General features: G+C 37.8%; 19 protein-coding genes. 6 read left to right on the top strand and 13 right to left on the bottom strand.

Annotation, left to right across the window (positions count from 1 at the left end):
• Positions 1-115: 115 nt before the first annotated feature.
• The 5 genes from EGT49_RS09010 to EGT49_RS08990 form a co-directional block, all read right to left on the bottom strand.
• Entirely contained in the window at positions 116-1303 is a 1188-nt protein-coding gene (locus tag EGT49_RS09010; protein ID WP_135373622.1) for an NAD(P)/FAD-dependent oxidoreductase, read from the bottom strand.
• Positions 1304-1387: 84 nt separating this feature from the next.
• The gene (locus tag EGT49_RS09005; RefSeq protein ID WP_135373620.1) at positions 1388-2536 is read right to left on the bottom strand and encodes a cation:proton antiporter; all 1149 of its coding nucleotides are present in this window, start codon (positions 2534-2536) and stop codon (positions 1388-1390) included.
• Positions 2537-2544: 8 nt separating this feature from the next.
• Positions 2545-3132 carry a TetR/AcrR family transcriptional regulator gene (locus EGT49_RS09000; RefSeq protein WP_135373617.1) on the bottom strand — a complete coding sequence of 196 codons (588 nt, stop codon included), beginning with the start codon at positions 3130-3132 and terminating at the stop codon, positions 2545-2547.
• Positions 3133-3452: 320 nt separating this feature from the next.
• Positions 3453-4385: a glycosyltransferase family 2 protein gene (locus EGT49_RS08995; RefSeq protein WP_135373615.1), complete on the bottom strand. Its 933-nt coding sequence runs from the start codon at positions 4383-4385 to the stop codon at positions 3453-3455.
• 120 nt (positions 4386-4505) lie between these two features.
• Complete coding sequence (locus EGT49_RS08990; protein ID WP_135373613.1) at positions 4506-6410, bottom strand: hypothetical protein; 1905 nt, start codon at positions 6408-6410, stop codon at positions 4506-4508.
• A gap of 125 nt (positions 6411-6535) precedes the next feature.
• Here EGT49_RS08990 and EGT49_RS08985 point away from each other — a divergent pair, with 125 nt between their 5' ends.
• Positions 6536-7729 (top strand): acetate/propionate family kinase, encoded by a 1194-nt coding sequence (locus tag EGT49_RS08985; RefSeq protein ID WP_135373611.1) that lies wholly within the window; start codon positions 6536-6538, stop codon positions 7727-7729.
• On the opposite strand, the gene EGT49_RS08980 is transcribed toward EGT49_RS08985, so the two are convergent.
• Positions 7726-8637 carry a 1,4-dihydroxy-2-naphthoate polyprenyltransferase gene (locus EGT49_RS08980; protein WP_135373609.1) on the bottom strand — a complete coding sequence of 304 codons (912 nt, stop codon included), beginning with the start codon at positions 8635-8637 and terminating at the stop codon, positions 7726-7728. The two genes, EGT49_RS08985 and EGT49_RS08980, sit on opposite strands and share 4 nt — an antisense overlap.
• A 99-nt stretch (positions 8638-8736) precedes the next feature.
• Here EGT49_RS08980 and EGT49_RS08975 point away from each other — a divergent pair, with 99 nt between their 5' ends.
• Positions 8737-9708 carry a polyprenyl synthetase family protein gene (locus tag EGT49_RS08975; RefSeq protein ID WP_135373607.1) on the top strand — a complete coding sequence of 324 codons (972 nt, stop codon included), beginning with the start codon at positions 8737-8739 and terminating at the stop codon, positions 9706-9708.
• A 21-nt stretch (positions 9709-9729) separates the two neighbouring features.
• Positions 9730-10059 (top strand): bacteriocin immunity protein, encoded by a 330-nt coding sequence (locus EGT49_RS08970; RefSeq protein WP_135373604.1) that lies wholly within the window; start codon positions 9730-9732, stop codon positions 10057-10059.
• 739 nt (positions 10060-10798) lie between these two features.
• On the opposite strand, the gene cydC is transcribed toward EGT49_RS08970, so the two are convergent.
• The 4 genes from cydC to EGT49_RS08950 are packed head-to-tail and all read right to left on the bottom strand — an operon-like array spanning position 10799 to position 16720.
• The gene (gene cydC / locus EGT49_RS08965) at positions 10799-12538 is read right to left on the bottom strand and encodes a thiol reductant ABC exporter subunit CydC (RefSeq protein WP_135373602.1); all 1740 of its coding nucleotides are present in this window, start codon (positions 12536-12538) and stop codon (positions 10799-10801) included.
• A complete protein-coding gene (cydD, locus tag EGT49_RS08960) occupies positions 12535-14268 on the bottom strand; it encodes a thiol reductant ABC exporter subunit CydD (protein ID WP_135373600.1) in 1734 nt (577 codons plus the stop codon). Before cydD ends, cydC begins: the two co-directional genes overlap by 4 nt.
• Complete coding sequence (gene cydB / locus EGT49_RS08955; protein WP_135373598.1) at positions 14268-15281, bottom strand: cytochrome d ubiquinol oxidase subunit II; 1014 nt, start codon at positions 15279-15281, stop codon at positions 14268-14270. The genes cydD and cydB overlap by 1 nt, the downstream gene beginning before the upstream one ends.
• Positions 15278-16720 (bottom strand): cytochrome ubiquinol oxidase subunit I, encoded by a 1443-nt coding sequence (locus tag EGT49_RS08950; RefSeq protein ID WP_135373596.1) that lies wholly within the window; start codon positions 16718-16720, stop codon positions 15278-15280. Before EGT49_RS08950 ends, cydB begins: the two co-directional genes overlap by 4 nt.
• A gap of 383 nt (positions 16721-17103) precedes the next feature.
• Here EGT49_RS08950 and EGT49_RS12650 point away from each other — a divergent pair, with 383 nt between their 5' ends.
• Positions 17104-17208: a helix-turn-helix domain-containing protein gene (locus EGT49_RS12650; RefSeq protein WP_246013828.1), complete on the top strand. Its 105-nt coding sequence runs from the start codon at positions 17104-17106 to the stop codon at positions 17206-17208.
• Between the two features lie 99 nt (positions 17209-17307).
• Positions 17308-17628: a hypothetical protein gene (locus tag EGT49_RS12645; protein ID WP_246013827.1), complete on the top strand. Its 321-nt coding sequence runs from the start codon at positions 17308-17310 to the stop codon at positions 17626-17628.
• Positions 17629-17727: 99 nt separating this feature from the next.
• Here the strand turns inward: EGT49_RS12645 and EGT49_RS08940 are convergent, their stop codons facing one another.
• Together EGT49_RS08940 and thiD are read right to left on the bottom strand one after the other, a co-directional pair.
• The gene (locus EGT49_RS08940) at positions 17728-18603 is read right to left on the bottom strand and encodes a hypothetical protein (RefSeq protein ID WP_135373594.1); all 876 of its coding nucleotides are present in this window, start codon (positions 18601-18603) and stop codon (positions 17728-17730) included.
• A gap of 28 nt (positions 18604-18631) precedes the next feature.
• Positions 18632-19441 carry a bifunctional hydroxymethylpyrimidine kinase/phosphomethylpyrimidine kinase gene (gene thiD / locus EGT49_RS08935; protein ID WP_135373592.1) on the bottom strand — a complete coding sequence of 270 codons (810 nt, stop codon included), beginning with the start codon at positions 19439-19441 and terminating at the stop codon, positions 18632-18634.
• A 133-nt stretch (positions 19442-19574) separates the two neighbouring features.
• Here thiD and EGT49_RS08930 point away from each other — a divergent pair, with 133 nt between their 5' ends.
• Positions 19575-20333, top strand: a complete 759-nt coding sequence (locus EGT49_RS08930) for a MerR family transcriptional regulator (RefSeq protein ID WP_135373590.1) — start codon at positions 19575-19577, stop codon at positions 20331-20333.
• A 37-nt stretch (positions 20334-20370) separates the two neighbouring features.
• Here EGT49_RS08930 and EGT49_RS08925 read toward each other — a convergent pair whose 3' ends face one another.
• The gene (locus EGT49_RS08925; protein ID WP_135373588.1) at positions 20371-21078 is read right to left on the bottom strand and encodes a DUF975 family protein; all 708 of its coding nucleotides are present in this window, start codon (positions 21076-21078) and stop codon (positions 20371-20373) included.
• Positions 21079-21148 lie beyond the last annotated feature (70 nt).

Genomic DNA, 21148 nt, shown 5'->3' with positions numbered 1-21148 from the left:
CCAGCCAACAGGAGTCAACATATAGCTACGTTTCCCAAATCGCCCGCAAAATCGGCGGGCAATTCGTGAAACTAGGCTATCTGCTGACTCCTGACCGTTGGCTTCCACGCTCTATTTAGATAGTACCTTTCTTAATAGCAGTCTTAATTCCACCAATTTCCATAATTCCTCTATCAGCTGAAAGATGCTTCAACAATGAAGCAAATGTTCCTTTGAACTTGAGGTTCTTACTTGTGATTTCAGCGATTCCGTGGTTTTGTCCTAATGAAGCGACGGTACCCATTGACTTGTAAACGAATGGTTTCAAATCTTTGCCGTTTAATGCAGCGGCGATGTTGAAGGCAGCTCCTGATCCTTCGGCTGTAGCTAATTGGCCAGTTGTTGGATATGGGCGTTCTTCACCCTTTGGGATAATGGCTGAGTCGTCTCCGATGAAGTAAGCTTCTGGATGTGCTTCTAGATTTAAGAATTCGGTTGTCATGACACGGTTTCTTCTGGCATCGATTCCAGAATCTTTGATGACGTCACTACCACTGACACCAACGGTCCAGATGATTGTGCTTCCGCCAACACTCTTTTCAGTGTCGCCGTCCATATAGATAACGGAGTCCTTTTCGATTTTCTTAATCTTAGCTCCTGTAAGCAATTTAATGCCATTCTTATCCAAATAGTCAACAGCATAGCTTGCCAAGTTCTCATCGAACATTGGTAGGATTCTCGTTGCCATTTCGAGGCAAGTTACTTTGATTTCAGGAACATCGTATTTAGCTTTTAAAATTTTTACAGTATCAACTAATTCACCAAGGATTTCAACACCAGTGAAACCGGCACCGCAAACGATGATAGATAAGTCCTTAGGATCTTGTGAGTTCTTATAATTTGCGATATTTTCGTTGATCTTCTTGTAAATATTTTCAGCTGATTCAAGATCTTGAAGGATCAAGGCGTTTTTGCTGGCACCTTCTAGACCGAAGTCTTCAGAACGGAAGCCTAAAGAAACAACGATGTAGTCGTATTTGATATCCTCGTGGTCTGAGAATTTAACCGTTTTGTTGTCTAAATCAAGCGAAGAGACATTTGCCTTGATAAAGTTAACATTTGAAGGTAAAACTGAACGAATTTCAAAACTTACTGCCTCAGCTCGGTTAGTTCCTGCTGCGATAGTATGTAGAGCAGTTTTTTCAACGTGTCGATCATTTTTGTCGATCAAATCAATTTGTGTTCCTGCTGGAGTGCTTTTTGCTAAATCACGAGCAGCTCTCAAGCCACCGTAACCAGCACCTAGTACTAAAATATGTGCCATAATAACCTTCCCCTTCTATTTTCTAAATAAAAAATGTTTACGTTATCATTATATCGCGTGCTTTGATTTAGTGGTAACTATAAGCTATAGCGGATTCTTATTAATTGAGCTCTTGAGAATAAATGGTGCGATGATCGTAATTAAAATGACACTGATGATCACGGCTGAATAGTATTCTTCCGATAACAATTTGGCACTAAAACCAATTTGGGCAATGATCAAAGCCATTTCACCACGAGAAATCATCCCCGCACCAATGACATAGGAATCTTTTTTACCAAAACCAGAAATTCGAGCACCGAAGCCGGCCCCAATCAATTTTCCGACGATTCCGGTGATGGTAAAGATGGCAATTAACCAGAAGTCACGAAGGAAACTGCTGAATTCGAGGTTTAAACCAATACTGATGAAGAATACTGGAATAAAGATTCCATAACCGATCGTTTCGATATTACTATTAACTTTTTCATCATAGTAGCTTGAATTAGACACTGCAATTCCGGCCACGAAGGCACCTAAGACGGCATCTAATTGAACTACATCAGCGACATAAGCCGTCACAAAACAAATTACTAAAGCAAATATCGTCGTTGCATGAGTAGCTTCAACGTATTTGGATAGGTGCATTAGTTCAGGAATGATCCATTTGTGAAGGACGAGGATTAAAATTCCAAAGCCGATCCACATGGCTAGTAGCAACAATAATTTTTTGGCAGAAAAATCTCCTGTTAAAGTTCCAGACATGACACTCAAAATAGAGATGGCCAAAATATCATCAACGACAGCGGCTCCTAAAATGACCGTCCCAGACGAACTTGAAAGGTAGTTGAGACTCTTCAAAACTTCAACAGAAATGGAAACTGAAGTAGCGGCGAAGACAACTGCCATGAAGACACTTTCCTTTAAGTTAATACCAAAAATTAAGGCAGTTGCTAGTGATAAGGCGACGGGGAGAATTACCCCAAAAATTGCGACATTAATACTTGGTAATAAATGTTTCTTTAGTAGTTTTAAATCACTTTCTAGACCAGCTAGAAACATTAATAAGACGACACCAATTTCCGAAAAGAGGTCGACCTCACTGCTAGGTTTGACGATGTTTAAGACACCTTTCCCTAGAATGACCCCCAAGATCAGTTGTCCAATGACAGCAGGTAAGTTGAGTCGGTTAAAAATGTGGCTCACAACTAGTGTTAGAAATAACATCAATGCGAGAAGGGTTATAAATTCCATATTTGCTCCTATTCTTTTTTGATGCCATTGATGAAAATATTGATAACCGTAGCTAAGTTAGCAATATTACGCTTCCTTTTGGCATCATTGTGTTCAATGTAAGGCAGCAACATTGTTAAATATGTTCCAACTTGAACGGGGATTGCCAAGTCAGAACGCAAATCACTCTTGTGAGATTGAAATATATTGAATAAAACTTTGTAATATCCACCATCCCAATTTTTGCTGAGTTCTGTTTTTTCCTCAGGGGTAAAGAAGGTGTCGATGTCATTTTGCATCACGAAATAATTGATGCGGAAATTCTCAATCATGAACTTCGACATTGAAGTAAGTAGTTCTTCAAACGGTAAATCTTTTTTGTCGTTATACTCCGCTAGCAATTTCTCACTCAAACCGTTAACGACGTACTCGATAGCCTTCATATAGAGGACTTTTTTGTTTTTATAATAGTGATACATATTCGGTTGTGTAATGTTCAACTCTTGGGCAATCTTACGAGTAGAAGTTGCCTGGTAACCTTGTGATAAAAACATTTCAGCTGCCACCTTTAAAATTGCATTCTTGGTGTTTTCAGCTTGACGATCACGTACATTCATAGTTTTATCCGTCCCTTAATCTATTCCTGTATATTATATTATATCTTATAGTATATGGTTTATCATGTGATAATGATTGGAAATGGTGGAAATGAAAAAGCAGAGGATTCTGGATTGGGGAATTCTCTGCTTTTTTGGTGTGGTTTTTTATAGCTATAATTTTTTTATAACCATGGTTCTATGCGATATAGTCAAAACGCGTTCCACAGGGGCAACTCCCTCCGAGATAACAAAATTTCCCAAATCGCCCGTAAAGTTCGACGTGCAATTCGTGAAATTACGTTATCCTCCGGTAGCTGACCGCCCCTGTTCCACGCTCTCTATTTTTTGTCCTTAACAATATAAATCGGTCTCTTCTTAACTTCTAAGAAAATCTTCCCGATATATTCACCTAATATTCCGATACTTAACAACTGTATTCCACCAATTAACAAGATTATCGAAACAATTGAGGCCCAGCCGTTGACGCTGCTTAGGGGATTAACTATTTTTCTGATGATGATGGCAATAATTGCGAACACTGAGGTGATTGAGAAGATAGTTCCCATCCAAGTGGCGAACATTAATGGGCCTTCTGAGAAGTCGACGATGCCGGTTACGGCGTATTTCAACAGTTTCCAGAAGTTCCAGGATGTTTTACCAGCGACTCTTTCACGGTTCTTGTATGGTAAATATTTAGTTTTAAAGCCGACCCAACTGAAGATTCCCTTGGAAAAACGGTTGTACTCGGTCATTGATTTGATGGCTTCAACCATTTGTCTAGTCATTAAGCGGTAATCACGGGCGCCGGGGATGATTTTGGTTTGCGACATTTTATTGATCAATTTGTAAAAACTGTCGGAGAAGAAGGAGATGATTTTGTTTTCACCTTCACGATCCATACGGGCAGTTCCGACACAGTCATATTCTTTAGCTTCTAATAGATCAAACATTTCTGGCAACATCTCGGGTGGATCTTGTAAGTCGACATCCATAACGGCGATATAGTCACCAGTAACTTCGTTTAATCCAGCGTATAGAGCAGCCTCTTTACCGAAGTTTCTTGAGAAGGAGATGAAATGGACTTCGTCACTGTGCGTTTTTTGCAAGTCCTTTAGGATCGAATACGTTTTGTCCTTAGAACCATCGTCGATGAACCAGTATTCAAATTTGAATTTGTTGGCAGCCTCTTTGACTTTTGTCATGGCGTCGTAATAAATATTGATAGATTCTTGTTCGTTAAAACACGGAACGATAACAGATATAGTTTTCATAATTTCTTCCACTTTCGCAAGATTGAAGATGTGACCAAAAAAAAATCAAACTCATTAGTATGAATTTGGTTTTTTAGAGTTCAAATGAGAGACTCTGCCACATCATACAGCCCCCCAATATTAAATTTTCAGTGATACAGGTAGTGATAAAGTACCGTCACTTAAGGTGTTGATGACACTGACACTGATGTCACGGTTAGTTTTATTTTCAATCGCATGCAAATCATCCTCAGATTGCACAAAGATGTCGTGAACTTCAGATAACTTATCCAATAAGGTTATCACATCATCGATTCTCTTAGCTACATTTTGTAAAAGAAGAATGGTGTTATCACTCGAAATACTATTCACGCTTGTGATTAGTTGGTATAACAAATCAGAATTATTACCTACAAAAACAGCGTTTTCTGTATCGGGTGAGATGCTCTTGAGCCACCAAGTGATCAGTTCTGACTTCTCATTGAAATCATGCTCCAAAAGTCCGTTTTTATCAAATAATTGATAGCTAATAGCATTATTTTTATCAAAAATAATAGTTAAAACAATTGAACCATCAGTGCGATAGAAACTTTGTTCAGTCAATTGCTTATCCTGATTGAATTTCTGCATTGAAGATAGTTGACCGTCACCGTTATAAATATTAGTTTTGACGATTTGATCGTTCTTGTAATAGTTGATACGGTCAATTTTTTTGTCGAAATATTCAACCGTCATTAGAAGTGTTTGTTTTTGGTCGTAGATGAAAGTGTCTTGTGATTCAACATCAGTTCTAGTTACCCAATCTTGATTTTCGGGGATAGCTACTTTTTTATCAGTTGGATTAGGGCTGACTTGGAGTTGTTCAAATAAGTTAACAACATTTGGAATGGCAATCTTCAAGTTTTTAGCTTTTTGATCCAAGCAATCGTGAAGATGATTGTTATAGAAAGTTGAAACAATTGTTACTGGTTTTTGCAATTTAGTCTCTAAATAATTGACCATACCGAATAAATCGTTTTGATCAGCGTTAGAATCGAATTTATCGGCTGCTACAAAATATTGTTTTTCCTTATCGAGATAAACATCACGAACTAAGTATGCAGAATGGAAAACATCTTTGATATACTTAGTGATGTAGTCGATGTTGTTATTAACTTCACTTAGTTCACCATCAATTTTCTTGTGTTCCTCATCCAAACTTTGTAAGTGTCGTTCAAGGCCAGCGATAGTTTCAATACGATAATTGTGATCACTCTTCATCTTGTCGTTGATATCTTTGTCTTTTTTAACTAAATCTTCGATTTGCTTGTTGACGTCACTAATATTACTATTAAGTTCGTCAGCATTACTATTTAGATTTGCGATATTTTCTTGGGCGGAATTAATTTGAGTCTTGAGGTCTTTTCTTTGATCATAGAGGGTGTTGATAGAATTCTTTTGTTCTTCCATCAAGACGAGCATCTTTTGTAAGTCTTTTTCTTCTTTGATCGAAGTTGACATGTCAGATTCAGATTGTTCGTTCTTAGCCAAGTTAGTTTGAAGTGATTCTAAGTGGGCTGTTCTGGCGTTGATGTCGGAATTCAAATCTTTTAGTCGGTCTTGTAAGTCAGCAAGTTTTGCCTCTAGATCCTTACGATCGGCTTTAACATGAGCTAGTTGTTCTTTAGCAGCATCGTCATTTTGAGCTTTAGTATCAGCAAGTTTTTCAGTTGATTCAGACTCATCGCGTTTTAAGGTTTCAAGATAATTATCTAAGGTTTCTTTCTTAGTTTCAAAATCGTCTTTTTCTGTGAAAAGATTCGTTTTGAGGTCATTTCTCAATTGAGCATATTGATGCGATAAATCGTTCATTTGTTCTTCAATTTTTACGCGTTTATCATGAACAGACATTGGAAGTTGTTCTTCCTCAGCGGGTTTTTCAGCCACTTCGGTTGTTTGAGCTTGTGAAGTAGGTGTAGGTTCTTGATTTTTTTTAGGAGAATTTGGAACCGCTTTACTAGGCTCTGGCTTCTCATCAATTTTGCGTAGCATGTCTAAAAATTTCACGAATGGATTCCCCCATAAAAAGACTTATAATAGTTACTAAAGAGTAGCATTTTTTTATATCGGTGTAAAGTTTGATATAAAGCTATTTGTAGAGAAAACTTAGACCAAAAAAGGAGAGTTTTTGTATGAAGATTATGGCTATAAATGCAGGTAGTTCAACTTTGAAATGGAAACTTTTTGAAATGCCTGCCAAAACAACAATTGCTTCAGGGATGATCGACCGTTTAGGTAGTCCCAAAGCTGTCTTTAAATTAAAGTACAATGGTCAAAAGATTGAACGTGAGGAAGCCATTGAATCCAATGATGTCGCCGTTTTGTCTATCCTGGATGCACTAAAAGATATGGGAATCATTGAAAGATTTGAAGATATTGTCGCCTTCGGTCATCGTGTCGTTGCCGGTGGTGAAGAGTTCAAAAAGTCAGAAATCGTCAATAGTGCGAACTTGAAAAAAATTGAGCAATTGGCAGAATATGCACCACTTCACAATAAAATTGAAGCTTATTATATCAACGTCTTTAAAAAATTAGTTCCAAAGGCCATTCAAGTTGCAGTCTTTGACACTTCCTTCTTCGTTGATATTCCGGAAACAAACTATCTCTACAGTATCGATATGGAAGACTATAAGAAGTATCACGTCCGTCGTTATGGGGCTCACGGAACTAGTCACAGATATATCGCCCAACGTCTAGAAGATATCGTCGACGGTGGTATCAAGGATAAGAATATTATTGTCTTGCACTTAGGATCAGGGGCTTCGATCAGCGCAATAAAAAACGGTAAAGCCTTTGATATCTCAATGGGATTCACGCCACTAGCAGGGATCATGATGAGTTCTAGAAGTGGTGACATTGATTTCTCAGTTTTGCCGTTCTTAATGGAAAAATTAGGTATTACCGATATTCAAGAAATGATCGACATTTTGAATCACAAGTCTGGACTATTAGGAATTTCAGGTGTTTCCCCAGATATGCGTGATATCGAAGCTGTCGAGGACACTAATTCACGTGCCAAATTAGCTTTGGAAATGTATCGTAACCGCATTTTGAAATTCATCGGTTCATACACTGCCGAAATGGGTGGCTTGGACGTGTTGGCTTTCACAGCTGGTGTTGGTGAAAATTCAGCTCCTGTACGTGAGGACATCTTGAGTGGACTCGAATACATGGGCTTGAAGATTGACCACGAGAAAAATGAACAACGCGGTGGCGAGATCAAGATCACAACTGATGACTCAAAAGTGGCCGCCTACACGATTCCAACTAACGAAGAATTAATGATTGCCCAAGATACTTATGATTTTGCGCAATACTTAAATTAAAAATTAAATAACACGCCTAAAATAAAGGTGACTGTTTCTGTCAAAGTGATCAGCAAGAGATTTTTGATGATTAAGGGGAAAGTTTTCTTCTTGATCGGATTAGCGCTGAATGCTTTGGCATTTTTATATACAATTGGTGTAATCAAGAAGGTCAACAGCATCAACTTTGGAAGTAATCCTAAAATAACGGAACAAGTCAGAGCTAGATATCCCAGTACGTAGAGAGATTTCAAGATAAAAATTGAATTGTCTTTACCAAGATAATAGACTAGCGTTTTTCTGCCTAGACCAATATCTTCTTCTTGATCGGCAATGTTGTTTGCTAATAATAAATTGGAAATGGCGAAAACTGTCAGTAGGGATGACAATAAGGCATCACCATAAAATTTAAAATTCAAAATCACTTCAGGTGTGTGGACGACGTTGATATAAATTGCAATTAGATAAATAACGTATCCCATCGTGAAACCGGAGAAAAATTCTCCTAAAGGACCACGGTTGATTGGCCAAGGACCTCCGGCGTAACAAAAACCGACAGCAAACGAGAATAACCCTAAAAAGAGCAGTGGCAAGCCGGTTCGATAGACGATAAATAGTCCGATGATAGCCGCTATAACGGTAAAAGAAAAGTCGAGCCAACCGACTAAGTGGATATTAAGCTTGTGAACGCCGATGACATTAGTTTTCTGACGAAAATCGTCTCCAGTGGCGTTTTTGTAATCCCAGTAATTGTCGTTGATATCAACGGCCATATTGAATAAAAACATAGCGATAAAAAATAAAATCAAATCAAGAGCGTTAATAGAGTGCCAGTGATAATATGAATACAACGTTCCCATTAGAAATGGAAAGACACTAGCAGTTTTAGCTTTAATTTCGACTAATTCAAAAAATACTGAAGGTTTCACGTTGACCATCCTTTGGTTTTGATAGGTTCTAATTTGATAAGTTCTATTATAGAATTATTTTGCAGTACAACAAAGCGATACAGGGGTAAGATATATTTTATGGCAAACTCAATTTGGAAAAAGTATCCCCAATTAGGGGAACAGTTGGATTTAACGACAGAATATATTCATCAGGCAGTGAATATTAATAATCTCGAAATAACGGGGATGATTCGAGATTTGACCTCAGGAGGCAAGATGTTGCGTCCCGCCTTTTTCTTACTATTTAGTGACTTCGGTAAGAAAAAATTGCCAACCAAAGATTTAATTCCGCTAGCAGCATCACTGGAAGTACTACACGTCGCTACTTTGATTCACGATGATGTGATCGATGACTCACCAATGCGCCGCTCCCAACCAACCATTCATACGAAGTACGGTCGCCGTAACGCCATTTATGCCGGAGATTATTTGTTTACGCTCTATTTTGAATTGATATCACGCAATTTACATTCCAACGTTGATATTTTACGCAACGCCCTCAGTATGAAAAAAATTCTCGTCGGTGAATTAGACCAGATGTTGATCAATTTCAATGTCAAAGCCACGACTGAAATGTATCTTACGGAAATCTCTGGTAAAACGGCCGAATTGTTCAGTCTAAGTGCCGCAATGGGGGCCATAGTTAGTGACGGCGACCAAAATTTGATCGATCGTTGCAAGGGAATCGGCCATGATATCGGAATGGCTTTTCAAATTATTGATGATGTTTTAGACTTCAGTAATTCTGGACAAATTGGCAAACCTGCTCATGAAGATTTAAAAAATGGCGTATATTCGTTACCATATATTCTAGGATTAGAAGCAGGAAACGAACAATTGATCGAAGTTTTATCAAAAGATAAACTAACTAGTGAAGATGACAAAAAGGCAACAAATATCGTCGTTGACAATGGATATCTCAATCAAGCTAAAGAAATTGCCCACAGTTATACGAATCGGGCTGTGAGTGAAATTGAGAAGTTACCTAAGAGCCACAATCAAAAAGTTTTAAAAGCTTTAGTTAAGAATTTGATCGATCGAATCAAGTAATTTCTTGTTAAGGAGGAAATTATGAGTGAAGAGAAAAAGCTTCAAGAAGTTAAGAAAGTCAATCAACTTTTAAACCGGTTGAATACTTCAGTACAAGACAATGATGCAATCAAAAAAGAGATTTTGACAGCCTATGCGGTTATCAATAAATCCGAGAAAGTTAGTCAACAACAAAAGCAAATTCCCGAAGCAATTCGCAATTTGAATTGGTATCTACGAAACTTAGCCTTCGCTAACGAGTATCATTTTACAAAAGAGCAAAATGACATAATCAATCAACTAGAAGTAATGTCACGGTCATTAAAAGACAGTCCAATAGGAATAATCAACGGTGTAACGATGGGATTCTAATTGTTTTTTTGGGGGGATGTGGAAGTATGCCGTCCTCCATAGCAAAGCCGATTTTGGCTGGAACGTGGTGGGCACGACTTGAAACTACCGCAAAGTACGCGGCATTTCCAAGCTCGGCCTTTCACTAAACGCTAAAGCGTTAAGAGAAATTTCACCACTGAGCCAAATCGGCTTTGCTATTCCGGACTGAATTTCACACTTATTGGTTATTTGCTTTCCATTCATTTAGGTATACTAATTCTGTTCTGATTTTGGGCTGGGTATTTTGTTAGGCTATTGTGTCTCGTACGTCAAAGTAAGAACTAAGGAATAAAGAAAGAGGATATTACTATATTGCAGAATCTTGCAGTATTAGTAATATCCTCTATTTTTTTATTTTAGTAATTAAATCAATTAAAATATTTAAGCGTTATAACGAATCCGGGCTATGAAACAGTTCAATGATGCCTCTGAATAGATTTGTATTCAATTCAGAATTTACAGAAATAACTGCAAAGAACCGAAATCTAGTCTGGAGCAACAGCTCTGGGAAATGCTCAGCCGTGAAATTTTTGTTAATGCTTTAGCATTTACAAAAAGGCCAATCTTGGAGACAATTTTCGAACTTAAAAATTGGCTTCAAGTTGTGCCCACAGCGTTCCAGCATTTCCCAGAGCTGTTGCGGAAGACGGCAGTACAATCACCACCCAAACTAAAGAAATTAACTATTTAGTCGAACACAAATGTAACGTTATAACGACTAAAGTCCTTGGTCCATTTGATATAGTTCTTTGAAATGTTGATTGGTTTTGTATAGTTCTTGTGGTGAACCTTGCATTTCGATACTTTCGTCGTTGATAAACACTACTTTGTCAACGTGTTTAACGCCTTGTAAATGGTGCGTTACCCAAATAATTGTCTTGTTCTTAAGAACTTCGAAAATAGTTTCTAGTAAATCATTTTCGGTGATTGGGTCGAGTCCTACGGTTGGTTCATCCAGTAAAACAATTGGAGCATCTTGAAGGAGGATTCTTGCTAAAGCAATTCTTTCTTGTTCTCCACCTGAGAAACGTGAGCCATTTTCTCCAACGAGGGTTTCGTATTTATCAGGTAATGATTCGACTAGTTTCTTTAAACCGACACGTTCTAAGGCTTTTTTGACCTCAGAATCGCTGCGATTTTCGTTTCCTAGACGGACATTGTTCATTAAGGTTGTGTTGAACAAGAATGGTTTCTGATTTAATACTGAAAAGATTTTTTCACGGTTGACTTGAATTTGGTCGATACCAAGATTGTTGATAGTGATTTGGCCTTTAGTTGGCGTTAGGTCGCCTAGAATCAACTGTAAAATGGTTGTTTTACCAATTCCACTTGGCCCAAGCAAGGCTAACTTTTCACCACGAGTGATAGTTTGCGAGAAATCTTTGATTAAAATTGGTGAGTCGGTGTTGTATTCAAATGACACATGCTCGAGATTTAGTTCCTTAAAGTCAGCGGCCGGTAAGTTAACTTGCTCAGGAAGCTGGTTTTTAACCGGTTTAAGCGTGTTTAACCGATTGATCGAGTCTTTATACAAGGGCCATTCTTCGAAGCCCTGACTGACAGGAATTAAAGAATCAGAGAGAGGGAAGATGGCTAGTACGACGGCTGAGACAAAGTTAGCTTGTTCTTGATTGTTAGTCATTGTTAAGTTGGTGAAAATTAAGAAACAAACGACAATTGCCGCGAAGATCAATTGTAATAGTAAGTCACGGTTACGCCGGAAGGCTTTGGATTTATTCTTTGATTGATCGAGATTTTGAATATTTTGCGAAGTCAGATTTTGAAAATCGGATTTTCGACCAGAAATAATCCAGTCGTCAACTCCTAAAATATTATCGGTCAGTTGAACGTAGAGGTCGCTTTTGACCTCTTTTTGATAGGCACGGCGGGCGCTTTCAACGGAAACTGAGAACAGTGGTACGAGGAAAACTTCGATGAATAATAGTAAAAAGACGAAGAAACCAAAGGACGGGTTGAAGACTCCTAAGGCAATTGAAGCGATGATGGTTAGTAAATAAGAAATCACGGCTGGGAAAATAGTTCTTAAATAAAGATTTTGGAGATGGCTGATGTCTTCAGATAATAATCCCATGATGTCACCGGTCTTATGATGCTCATTGAAAAATGTTGCATCACTTTCAAGGGTTTTATAGAGTCGTGTCCGCAAATCGGAAGTGACTCGTAGAACCCAGTTGTGACTCTTGAGGCGTTCGAGATATTTGAAAACTGGGCGACCGATACCAAACGCACGAGTCAATAAAATGGGTACGTAAATCAAGAGAATATTAACGGGGTGAGTGGCTGCTTTATCGATCGTATAGCCAGAGGTAAACATTAAAGCGGCGGCACAAAATGAGGTAAAGAGTCCTAATAATAACGCCGTTATGAGAAGTCCCTTATATTGTTTTATGTAAGGTTTAACCCAGGAATCATGTTTAAAAGTTTTAAAGAAATTCACATCTGTTCACCTCGCATATTAGTAATTAATTGTTCAAAAGCACCGTTATGACGGCTGAGCTCTTCAGGAGTTCCTTGTTCAGCAATTTGACCATTGTCCATAACGATAACGTAATCCATTTCTTTGATCCAGTGCAAACGGTGGGTCGCAAAGATTACCAAGTGGTTCTTGAAAAGCTCTTCCATCGGTTGTTTTAAGGCATATTCAGTTTCAATATCAAGGTGAGCAGTTGGTTCATCAAAAATCAAAACGTGTCGGTCATCAGCTAGAAAAGCTCGCGCCAGCATGATACGTTGTTGCTGACCACCGGAAATACCACGGCCACCTTCACCAATCTTGGTATTAAAACCATCCTTCAAAGTGGCGATGAATTCTAACAACCCGGCAGATTTAGCGGCGGATTCAATTTGATCTTTCGTGGCGTCTGGTCGGTAGAAGGCAATATTTTCAGCAATGGAAGCTGAGAATAAATAGGGTGATTGGGGTAAGAAAGTTAACTTGTTCTGCCAATTTTTTTGCTTGAAACTGTCTAGTTTTTGATTGTCGATGGCAATCTCAGCTGAATCAGGTTTGATAAAACCGCCAATGGTTCTGATCAGAGTTGTTTTACCGGAACCGGATTTGCCGATGACGCCGATTTTTTGGTAGCCGGAGAGTTTCAAACTGTCGATATCAAGGCTGACTTCATTTTGGGCAGTTCCCTGGTATGAGAACTTTAGGTTATCAATCGTTATTTGCGAATTATTATCCCAATTGAAATCACGCAATTGATTTTCCTTGGTCGTAGTTGGTCGGTCGAGAATCTCAAAAATTGAACCGAGAGCATTCTTTCCATTTAAAGTGGCATGGTAATCGTTTGAAAAATTGCGTAATGGCAAAAAATATTCCGGCGCCAAAATTAATGTTACCAAGGCGGGGAAGAGTGGGAAACTATTGTTGATCAAGCCAAGACCCAAAAAGACGGCTAAAATAGCAATTCCTAAGGTTGTTAGCCAATCGAGGGCAAAGGTTGAAAGAATGGCAATTCGTAAAGTATTCATGGTGCGGCGGCGATATTCGTCACTGACGGTATAGATATTTTTAGCATAGCGCTTACTTAGACCTAACATTTTTAAGGTTGGAAGACCACGTAAGGCATCTAAAAAGTGATTTGAAAGAATCGTATACTGCTTGTACTGTGAATCGGCTTTGGCTTGGGCAGCGAGTCCTAAAATAATCATGAATAAGATTACTAGAGGAACGATGATGGTCAAAGTAATTCCTGAAGCGATATTTTGCATATAAATGTAGATCAATAAAACTGGTGGAATTAGACACATATCCATCAATTTAGTAAAAATCAACTTGAAGTAGTTCTCAATTAAATCAATTCCATCAAGTGAAGAAGTGACTAAGTTACCACTTCCGACATCAGAAATCATTTCTGGTCCTGAAGTGTAGACTTTCTCCAACAATTGGGAGCGAATCTGCTCGGAAGTTTTGCTGGCATAACCTTCAACAATTTTGGTATTGATCAAGGTAAAGATGTGTCTGAGCATAAAGACGATTGCAAATAAAATCATCGGTTTGATGATTGATTGGAGCGGTTTTTGTTCCCACGAATTAACTAGTGCTTCTGCTAAATACTTACCTTGGAATAAAATAACAAATGCTTGCAAGAGAGTTAATCCTGCAAGCATTAAGAGTAATTTTTTAGTTCCCGGTAAGCGAAATAAACGCTTATCTATCATTAATATTTCACCGTATTCTCTCTTGGATTTATTCTCTTAGTGAATAGGGAATATGACCAAACGAAGTAGATTGCCACAATTGGAACCAGAATACAGGCCACAATCGTCATAATTGTGAGAGTGTATTGAGAATTGGCAGCATTTTTAATCAAAATACTATGTGCTGGATTTGTAGCAATCATAACACGTGGGAAAAGTCCGTTGAATAGCAAGACGATAACCATGCTTAGTGATAAGCCACTACCAGCAAAACTCCAGCCTTCTCTATCCTTTAGGACTCCATAGTAACCTAAGAGTGAGAACAAAACAATTAGAACTGTGATAAGTAATGATGATGCGAATCTCTTAGTGAAGAAGTCTGTTTGTAGAAATACCAAGATGGCAAAAACGACTTCACCTAAAAACAAGATTGGATATAAAATTTGATTCAATTTACGAGCACGTTCACGTAATGGACCTTCGATTCTTAAGCGAATGAAGTTCAAACCGTGGACTAGTGATAGTAGGACACCAGCAACTCCTCCGACGACTGACAAGAGATTGACAACGTCAAAGAAAGTTGGGAAAGCATCACCATTGGCATTGATAGGAATACCTTGAACCATACTTAATAAAATCATACATAGAAAGAATGGTGGGATGATACTACCAGCAAAAAATGCCCACATCCAAAGATTTTTACCAGTTCTAGTTTCAGCATGTTTGTGGAATTCAAAGGAAACACCACGCAAGATAAGGCCAACTAAAACTAATAAGAAGAGAATGTAATAACCTGAGAATAAAGTAGCATACCAGAGTGGCAAGGATGCAAACATGGCACCACCAGCCGTTACTAACCAGGTTTCATTTCCGTCCCAATGAGGGCCGATCGTTGACATTAAAGCAGCTCGTTCTTCATCATTTTTGGCTAGAATTCTAGTTGACATTCCGACACCAAAATCGAAGCCTTCCAAAAAGAGGAAGATGGCAAACAAAAGTCCGATTACGATGAACCATAATGTACTTAGTGTCATTGTCCAAAGGCCTCCTTTGCGAATGGATCGACGTTTTGTTTAGCATCAGCTTCTTCAAAGTAAGGACCATGATGAAGTGTTTGACGACAATACCAAATCATAACGCCACCCAGAAGTGTGAATAGCAAGAAGTAAACAATATTACTGAATAATAAAGTACCAACAGTTGAAGTTGGTGAAACGGCATCGGCAATTGTGAATAGACCATAAACGATCCATGGATAACGACCGAATTCGGTAATGAACCAACCAGCTGAGTTGGCAATAAATGGAACCCAGAGGCAGATGCCTAAAACAACTAGCATCCACTTGTGACTTTCAATCGTATCTTTCTTCTTACGTGAGAAGATCAGACCAACGAAAGCAACTAACATGATCAAAGCATCGATTCCGGTCATGACTCTAAAGCTCCAGAATAAAGTCTTAGGTGGAACGTAGTAGTTCATGTCCTTACCGAATTTTTTATCATATTTAGCATGTAGTTCTTTGTTGATGGTGTTCATACCTTTAACAGAACCACTTAATTTGTGATATGCCAAAAGACTCAAAACACCAGGAAGTTCAATTTTTCCACTAGCAGTATGGTTTTTACTGTCGATCAGTTCAACGACTGTCCAAGGAGCAGGGTCCTTAGTATCTTCGTAAATACCTTCAGTTGCGGCGAACTTCATTGGTTGATCCTTGATGATTTGTTGAGTTTGCAAATCACCAGCACCAGCTGAAGCAAGTGCGAAAATCAAACTTGCCCAGAGACCAAAGCGAAGTGATGTCTTGAAGAAATGATTTTCACCACTCTTCTTACGTAACAAGCCCCAAGCACTCATACCGGCGATTACAACACCAGCAGTCATGAAAGCAGCTAAGATAACGTGAGGAAAGACTTTCCAAAGCTGAGGATTAGCAACAACAGCACCAAAGTCAGTTAATTGAATACGACCGGTGGCGTTGTTGATTCTAAAGCCAGTTGGATGTTGCATGAAACTATTGGCAGCTAAAATCCAAATGGCTGACAACATCGTACCAATTGAAGTCATCCAAATCATAAATGCGTGCACACCTGGTTTGAAACGATCCCAAGTGAACATCCAAATTCCGATAAAGACGGATTCAATAAAGAAAGCAAGCAGAGCTTCAATAGCTAAAGGAGCACCGAATACATCACCCATGAAACGTGAATATTCGGACCAGTTCATACCAAATTGGAACTCTTGAATAATACCGGTAACAATACCAACAGCAAAACTTAGAAGGAAAATTTTTCCCCAGAATTTTGCCATATCTAGATAAACCTTGTCTTTTTTAACAGCGTAAATAGTTTCCATGATGGCAACAAGAAAACCCATTCCGATTGAGAAGGGAACAAAGAAGAAATGGAAGACAGTTGTCATAGCAAATTGAAAACGTGCTAAAGAGACAATGCTTAGACCCATAGTGAGCATGGTAAAAAACCTCCTTAGAACAATATATTTTTCCCTATATATACAAATTTATCATATGATTGATTAACTTTTTAAGCAATGAATTAGCCTCGCAAAAAGCGGTTTCATCATTGTTTTAATAGGATTATCAACAGATTGATAAATTTTTAACAATTTTATAGATAACTAATGTTCTACAATAAAATATAGTCCTTTGAAATCGTTTTTATCATCATAATAGGCAAGAATTTTTTACAAAAATCAATGGTATTCTTGAATTAGGGAATTTATCCCCAAATTTTAGCGTTATAGCGATTGAGTTATTGAAAATAGTAAAACTAGAAAGGGATTGGATGGTAGCTTTCTTCCCATTTTGATAAGTTTTAGATGAAAGGTGATCAGTCATGAAATTAAATCAAATATTACGTGGTAAACGAAAAGAATTCAATTTAACGCAAGAACAACTAGCAGAGAAATTGTTCGTTTCGTCTAAAACTATTTCTAATTGAGAGACCGGTAAAACTTTCCCCGATATAGAAAGTTTGATTCGAATTTCGCAACTCTATCACCTGTCACTCGATAATTTATTAGTGGAAGGATCTGATGTTGTGAAAGACATAGAGAAGAAAACTCGTTTAGCAAGCTTAAAAAAATATATCTGGGTACCAAGTATTCTGAATATCCTCTTGGTTCTGATAGTTTCTCAGCAAAGAATAATAGGCAAGTTAACCAATCTAACAACGGGGCTACTGTTAGTGGCTATTGCACTGAACAGTGTGATAATTGTGTATTTTTCTAAAGAATTGAGCACGGAAAAAGAAGAAGAACCAGAATTCAGAAATCAGCAGCAATTAAAAGGATTGATTGCTTTTCTAATTTTATTTGGATTGGCTGTTCTTTTTGGGTATTTACGTAAGTACTATTTTTAAATAGAATGTTTCTTTTGTTTGGTTGGTGGTTGATGCCGTCTTCCGCACAAGTCCTGTGATTGGCTTTGCTATGGAGGGCGGCATACTTAACCCCTAAAACTATTTCTTATGACGATTACTGCGACTTCGACTGCCAACACTATTTTGGTTGTTGTTGAAGTTATTAGGGAATTGGCCTTGGTTATTAAACTGGTTTTGTTGATTAGGTTGGTTATAGGCGCCCTGATTGTAGTTTTGGTTATTCTGATTTTGACCAAATTGATTTTGATTATAATTTTGGCGATTTTGATTCATTGCTTGATTATTGAATTGACGATTGTTGCCGCCGTTTGGTTGATTAGGCATTTGACTTTGATTGTAACCATTGTAATTCTGATTTTGATTGTATTGATTTTGTCCGTATTGATTAGGTTGATTGTATTGATTGGATTGATTATATTGATTTGGGTTATTTTGATAAGGATTGTACCCATAGTTTTGTTGATTAAAATTGTTCGGTTGATTATTGTATTGCCCATTCATTGGTTGATTGTTAAATTGATTTTGATTGGGATCAAACTGGTTGTTATTGAATTGATTGTCGTTTTGATTTTCGTCCTCGTCGGGTAAGGGATTGATGATCGTATCCGTTATAACGACGATTAAATCGATGGCACCAATAATAATACCGACCCAGGCCCAGATTTTTAAGAATCCGGCACCGGGCATATTGGCATTAAACAAGCCCATGAGACCGCCTAAAATTAAGATAATAAAACCAACGATATCGGGAACTAAACTGTAAGTCCGATTTGTCAAAATGTAGATAGCTGCCGTGATGATGTAAGTTATTGCCATCAAAATACCAGCAGCACCTCCAATGGCACCAGTACCAACCAGTGCGGCGATAAAGCCTTCAAAACCTGACTTGATCATTAAGATAATCGATAGTATAAGCAATAAAATACCGGCAGAAATTTTTGTTATTCTTACCATAATTAACCTCCGATTTTACTAACAAATACTATTGTATATCATCCTTTACAAAATGGTTAATAGGACCATATTTGTGCCCAACGTCGATTTCATTTTTAATAGCATTGTAAGTAAATGTTTTTGCAATTCTAATGGCGTCTTCCATACTCTTACCCTTAGCAATTTCAGCTACGATACATGACGATAAAGTGTCACCCGTACCGTTAATGTGGTCAGTTTTGACAAACGGTTCAGAGATCCAGAATGACTGTCCATCTTCTAGGAGAACGTAGTCTTCAACTTCTGCAATTGAGTCGTCGCTATGTTCACCCTTTATCATAATATTTTTTGGACCTAAATTGCGTAATTTATGTGCAGCCTTAACAATTTCTTCTTTATTGTCTAATTCTAAGCCAGATAACTTCTTAGCTTCGTAAAAGTTTGGTGTGATCAAGTCCGCCAATGGGAACAACTTGTCGATCAAAGTTTGATAAGCGTCAGTTTCCAAGAGCATTGCGCCGTGTTTAGTGATGATAACAGGATCCAAAACGAAAGTCCCAAAAGGTTTGTCACTGATAGCATCAGCTACCGTATTAATAATTTCTGAATCAGAAAGCATTCCCGTTTTGAAAGCTGAAACCTGAAAATCATCTTTGATATCTTTAATTTGACTATTGATGAATTTGGCTGGCATATTGACACTGTCGTGAATACCATAAGAATTACCAGCCACCGCAGCAGTTAACACGGACATTCCGTAAACGCCACGAGCCATAAAAGTTTTTAGATCAGCTTGTGCGCCAGCACTTCCGTCAGAGTCAGAACCGGCAATTGTTAGTACTTGAATAAATTCGTTCAAATTAGTCACCCACCTAATAATTGTTTCCTTTATAGTAACAGAATCAAAAAAAATGTGATTGGTTTTTGCGATATTTTCCTTGACCTTAACGCAACGTCAACTTGTAGAATCAGTTTTGTTAGGAGAGTTATTTATGAAATATACAATTAAAAAATTGGCCCAATTGGCCGGTGTCATTACGCGTACTTTGAGATATTACGATGAAATAGGATTATTGAAGCCAAGTGAAATTAATGAAAACAATTATCGAATTTATAATGAAAAAAATGTAAATAAATTGCAACAGATTTTGTTTTATCGTTCACTAGACTTTTCCCTGAGCAAAATTAAACAGTTACTCGACGATCCAGATTTTTCACGTCTAAAAGCTCTGAAAGACCAACAGAACTTGTTGCTAGAAAAAAGAAATCAAGTAGATGCTCTCTTAACTAATATCACCAAAACAATTGCCGATTATCAAGGAGAAATCACCATGACAGATAAAGAAAAATTTGCAGCCTTCAAAAAAGAACAATTAGAAAAAAATGAGGCTGAGTTTGGAACTGAAATTCGCCAAAACTATGGAACTGACGTGATCGAACAGTCGAATAAGAAGTACGGTCAATTATCAAAAGAGGACTTTGATCAAATGGAAAAAATTGAGTCACAACTGATTGCAGATTTAGTGACACTCAAACAAAATCCCGACCTGGATTCTGCTTTGGCTAAAAAAATCTATCAAGAACATAAATCTTGGTTACAATTTACGTGGCCTAAATATACTAAAGAGATGCACAAGGGCCTAGTCGAAATGTATGTCAGTGACGAGCGTTTTGCTAAGTATTATAACGATAAAGCTCAGAGCGATGTAACAAGCTTATTGAAAGATGTTGTTGAACATTATACGGCATAACGGCGTTATAAAAAAACACAACCTAAGTTGTGTTTTTTTAGTTATTCTCGTTGGCAACCAAGTCATGATAGAAGTTAGCCATAGTTAGTTTGTAATATGGGAAAATCCAGAAAAATCCGATTCCCAAAGTAATACCACCTAAAATGAACCAACCGATGAAGCTCAATTGTAAGACGAAGTAACGCCACTTGTTACCATTCATCAATTGACGACTGCGGGTAATGTAGTCAGTCAGTGAATAATTGTCGGCTAAACCGCGATCGTTTAGATCTTTGTAAACAAAGAAAGTCTGTGAGTAGGCGATACTCTTAACGATTCCGGGTACGATCAAAAGCAGATACCACAAGAATACAAAGATGTTATTGATGATATAGATGAAAATCAATTTCCACCAATCAGGACTTCTGAAGTAAGTAAAGTTACTCTTGATTGGACTGAATTCCAATTCGGGATCTTCGATCCAATCTAAGCCACGAAAAGTTGCTGAAAGTGAAACAATTAAGAAAATCAAACTCAATAAAAAGACGATGATTCCGGATGAGAACGCCGTCGTGACAATGGCAGTAAAGTTAAAGCTCGTTGTTGCTGAAGTGTAGTCACTAGAACTTCTGCTCCCACCTGAACCAGCATTCGCCAACATCAAGATTGTTGGAATCAAGTATAGTAAGACGGCTGTACTCCAACGTCCTCTAACCAAATCCTTCACTTCACCTTTTAACTGGGCTCGTGTTTTGTAATTATTCATTTTTCCCCTCCTGTTAATCAAATGATACAAAAAAATGGTGAGAAACTAAAGGAAATGACAATCTATATTT

The organism is Companilactobacillus suantsaicola (genome assembly GCF_004745525.1).
GTDB lineage: Bacteria > Bacillota > Bacilli > Lactobacillales > Lactobacillaceae > Companilactobacillus > Companilactobacillus suantsaicola.
This window is presented reverse-complemented; position numbering and strand designations above follow the sequence as displayed.

Coding starts and splice junctions, on each gene's coding strand:
- EGT49_RS09010 (WP_135373622.1), bottom strand. CDS start 1,303: ATGGCACATATTTTAGTACTAGGTGCTGGTTACGGTGGCTTGAGAGCT.
- EGT49_RS09005 (WP_135373620.1), bottom strand. CDS start 2,536: ATGGAATTTATAACCCTTCTCGCATTGATGTTATTTCTAACACTAGTT.
- EGT49_RS09000 (WP_135373617.1), bottom strand. CDS start 3,132: ATGAATGTACGTGATCGTCAAGCTGAAAACACCAAGAATGCAATTTTA.
- EGT49_RS08995 (WP_135373615.1), bottom strand. CDS start 4,385: ATGAAAACTATATCTGTTATCGTTCCGTGTTTTAACGAACAAGAATCT.
- EGT49_RS08985 (WP_135373611.1), top strand. CDS start 6,536: ATGAAGATTATGGCTATAAATGCAGGTAGTTCAACTTTGAAATGGAAA.
- EGT49_RS08975 (WP_135373607.1), top strand. CDS start 8,737: ATGGCAAACTCAATTTGGAAAAAGTATCCCCAATTAGGGGAACAGTTG.
- EGT49_RS08970 (WP_135373604.1), top strand. CDS start 9,730: ATGAGTGAAGAGAAAAAGCTTCAAGAAGTTAAGAAAGTCAATCAACTT.
- cydD (WP_135373600.1), bottom strand. CDS start 14,268: ATGATAGATAAGCGTTTATTTCGCTTACCGGGAACTAAAAAATTACTC.
- cydB (WP_135373598.1), bottom strand. CDS start 15,281: ATGACACTAAGTACATTATGGTTCATCGTAATCGGACTTTTGTTTGCC.
- EGT49_RS08950 (WP_135373596.1), bottom strand. CDS start 16,720: ATGCTCACTATGGGTCTAAGCATTGTCTCTTTAGCACGTTTTCAATTT.
- EGT49_RS12650 (WP_246013828.1), top strand. CDS start 17,104: ATGAAATTAAATCAAATATTACGTGGTAAACGAAAAGAATTCAATTTA.
- EGT49_RS08940 (WP_135373594.1), bottom strand. CDS start 18,603: ATGGTAAGAATAACAAAAATTTCTGCCGGTATTTTATTGCTTATACTA.
- EGT49_RS08930 (WP_135373590.1), top strand. CDS start 19,575: ATGAAATATACAATTAAAAAATTGGCCCAATTGGCCGGTGTCATTACG.
- EGT49_RS08925 (WP_135373588.1), bottom strand. CDS start 21,078: ATGAATAATTACAAAACACGAGCCCAGTTAAAAGGTGAAGTGAAGGAT.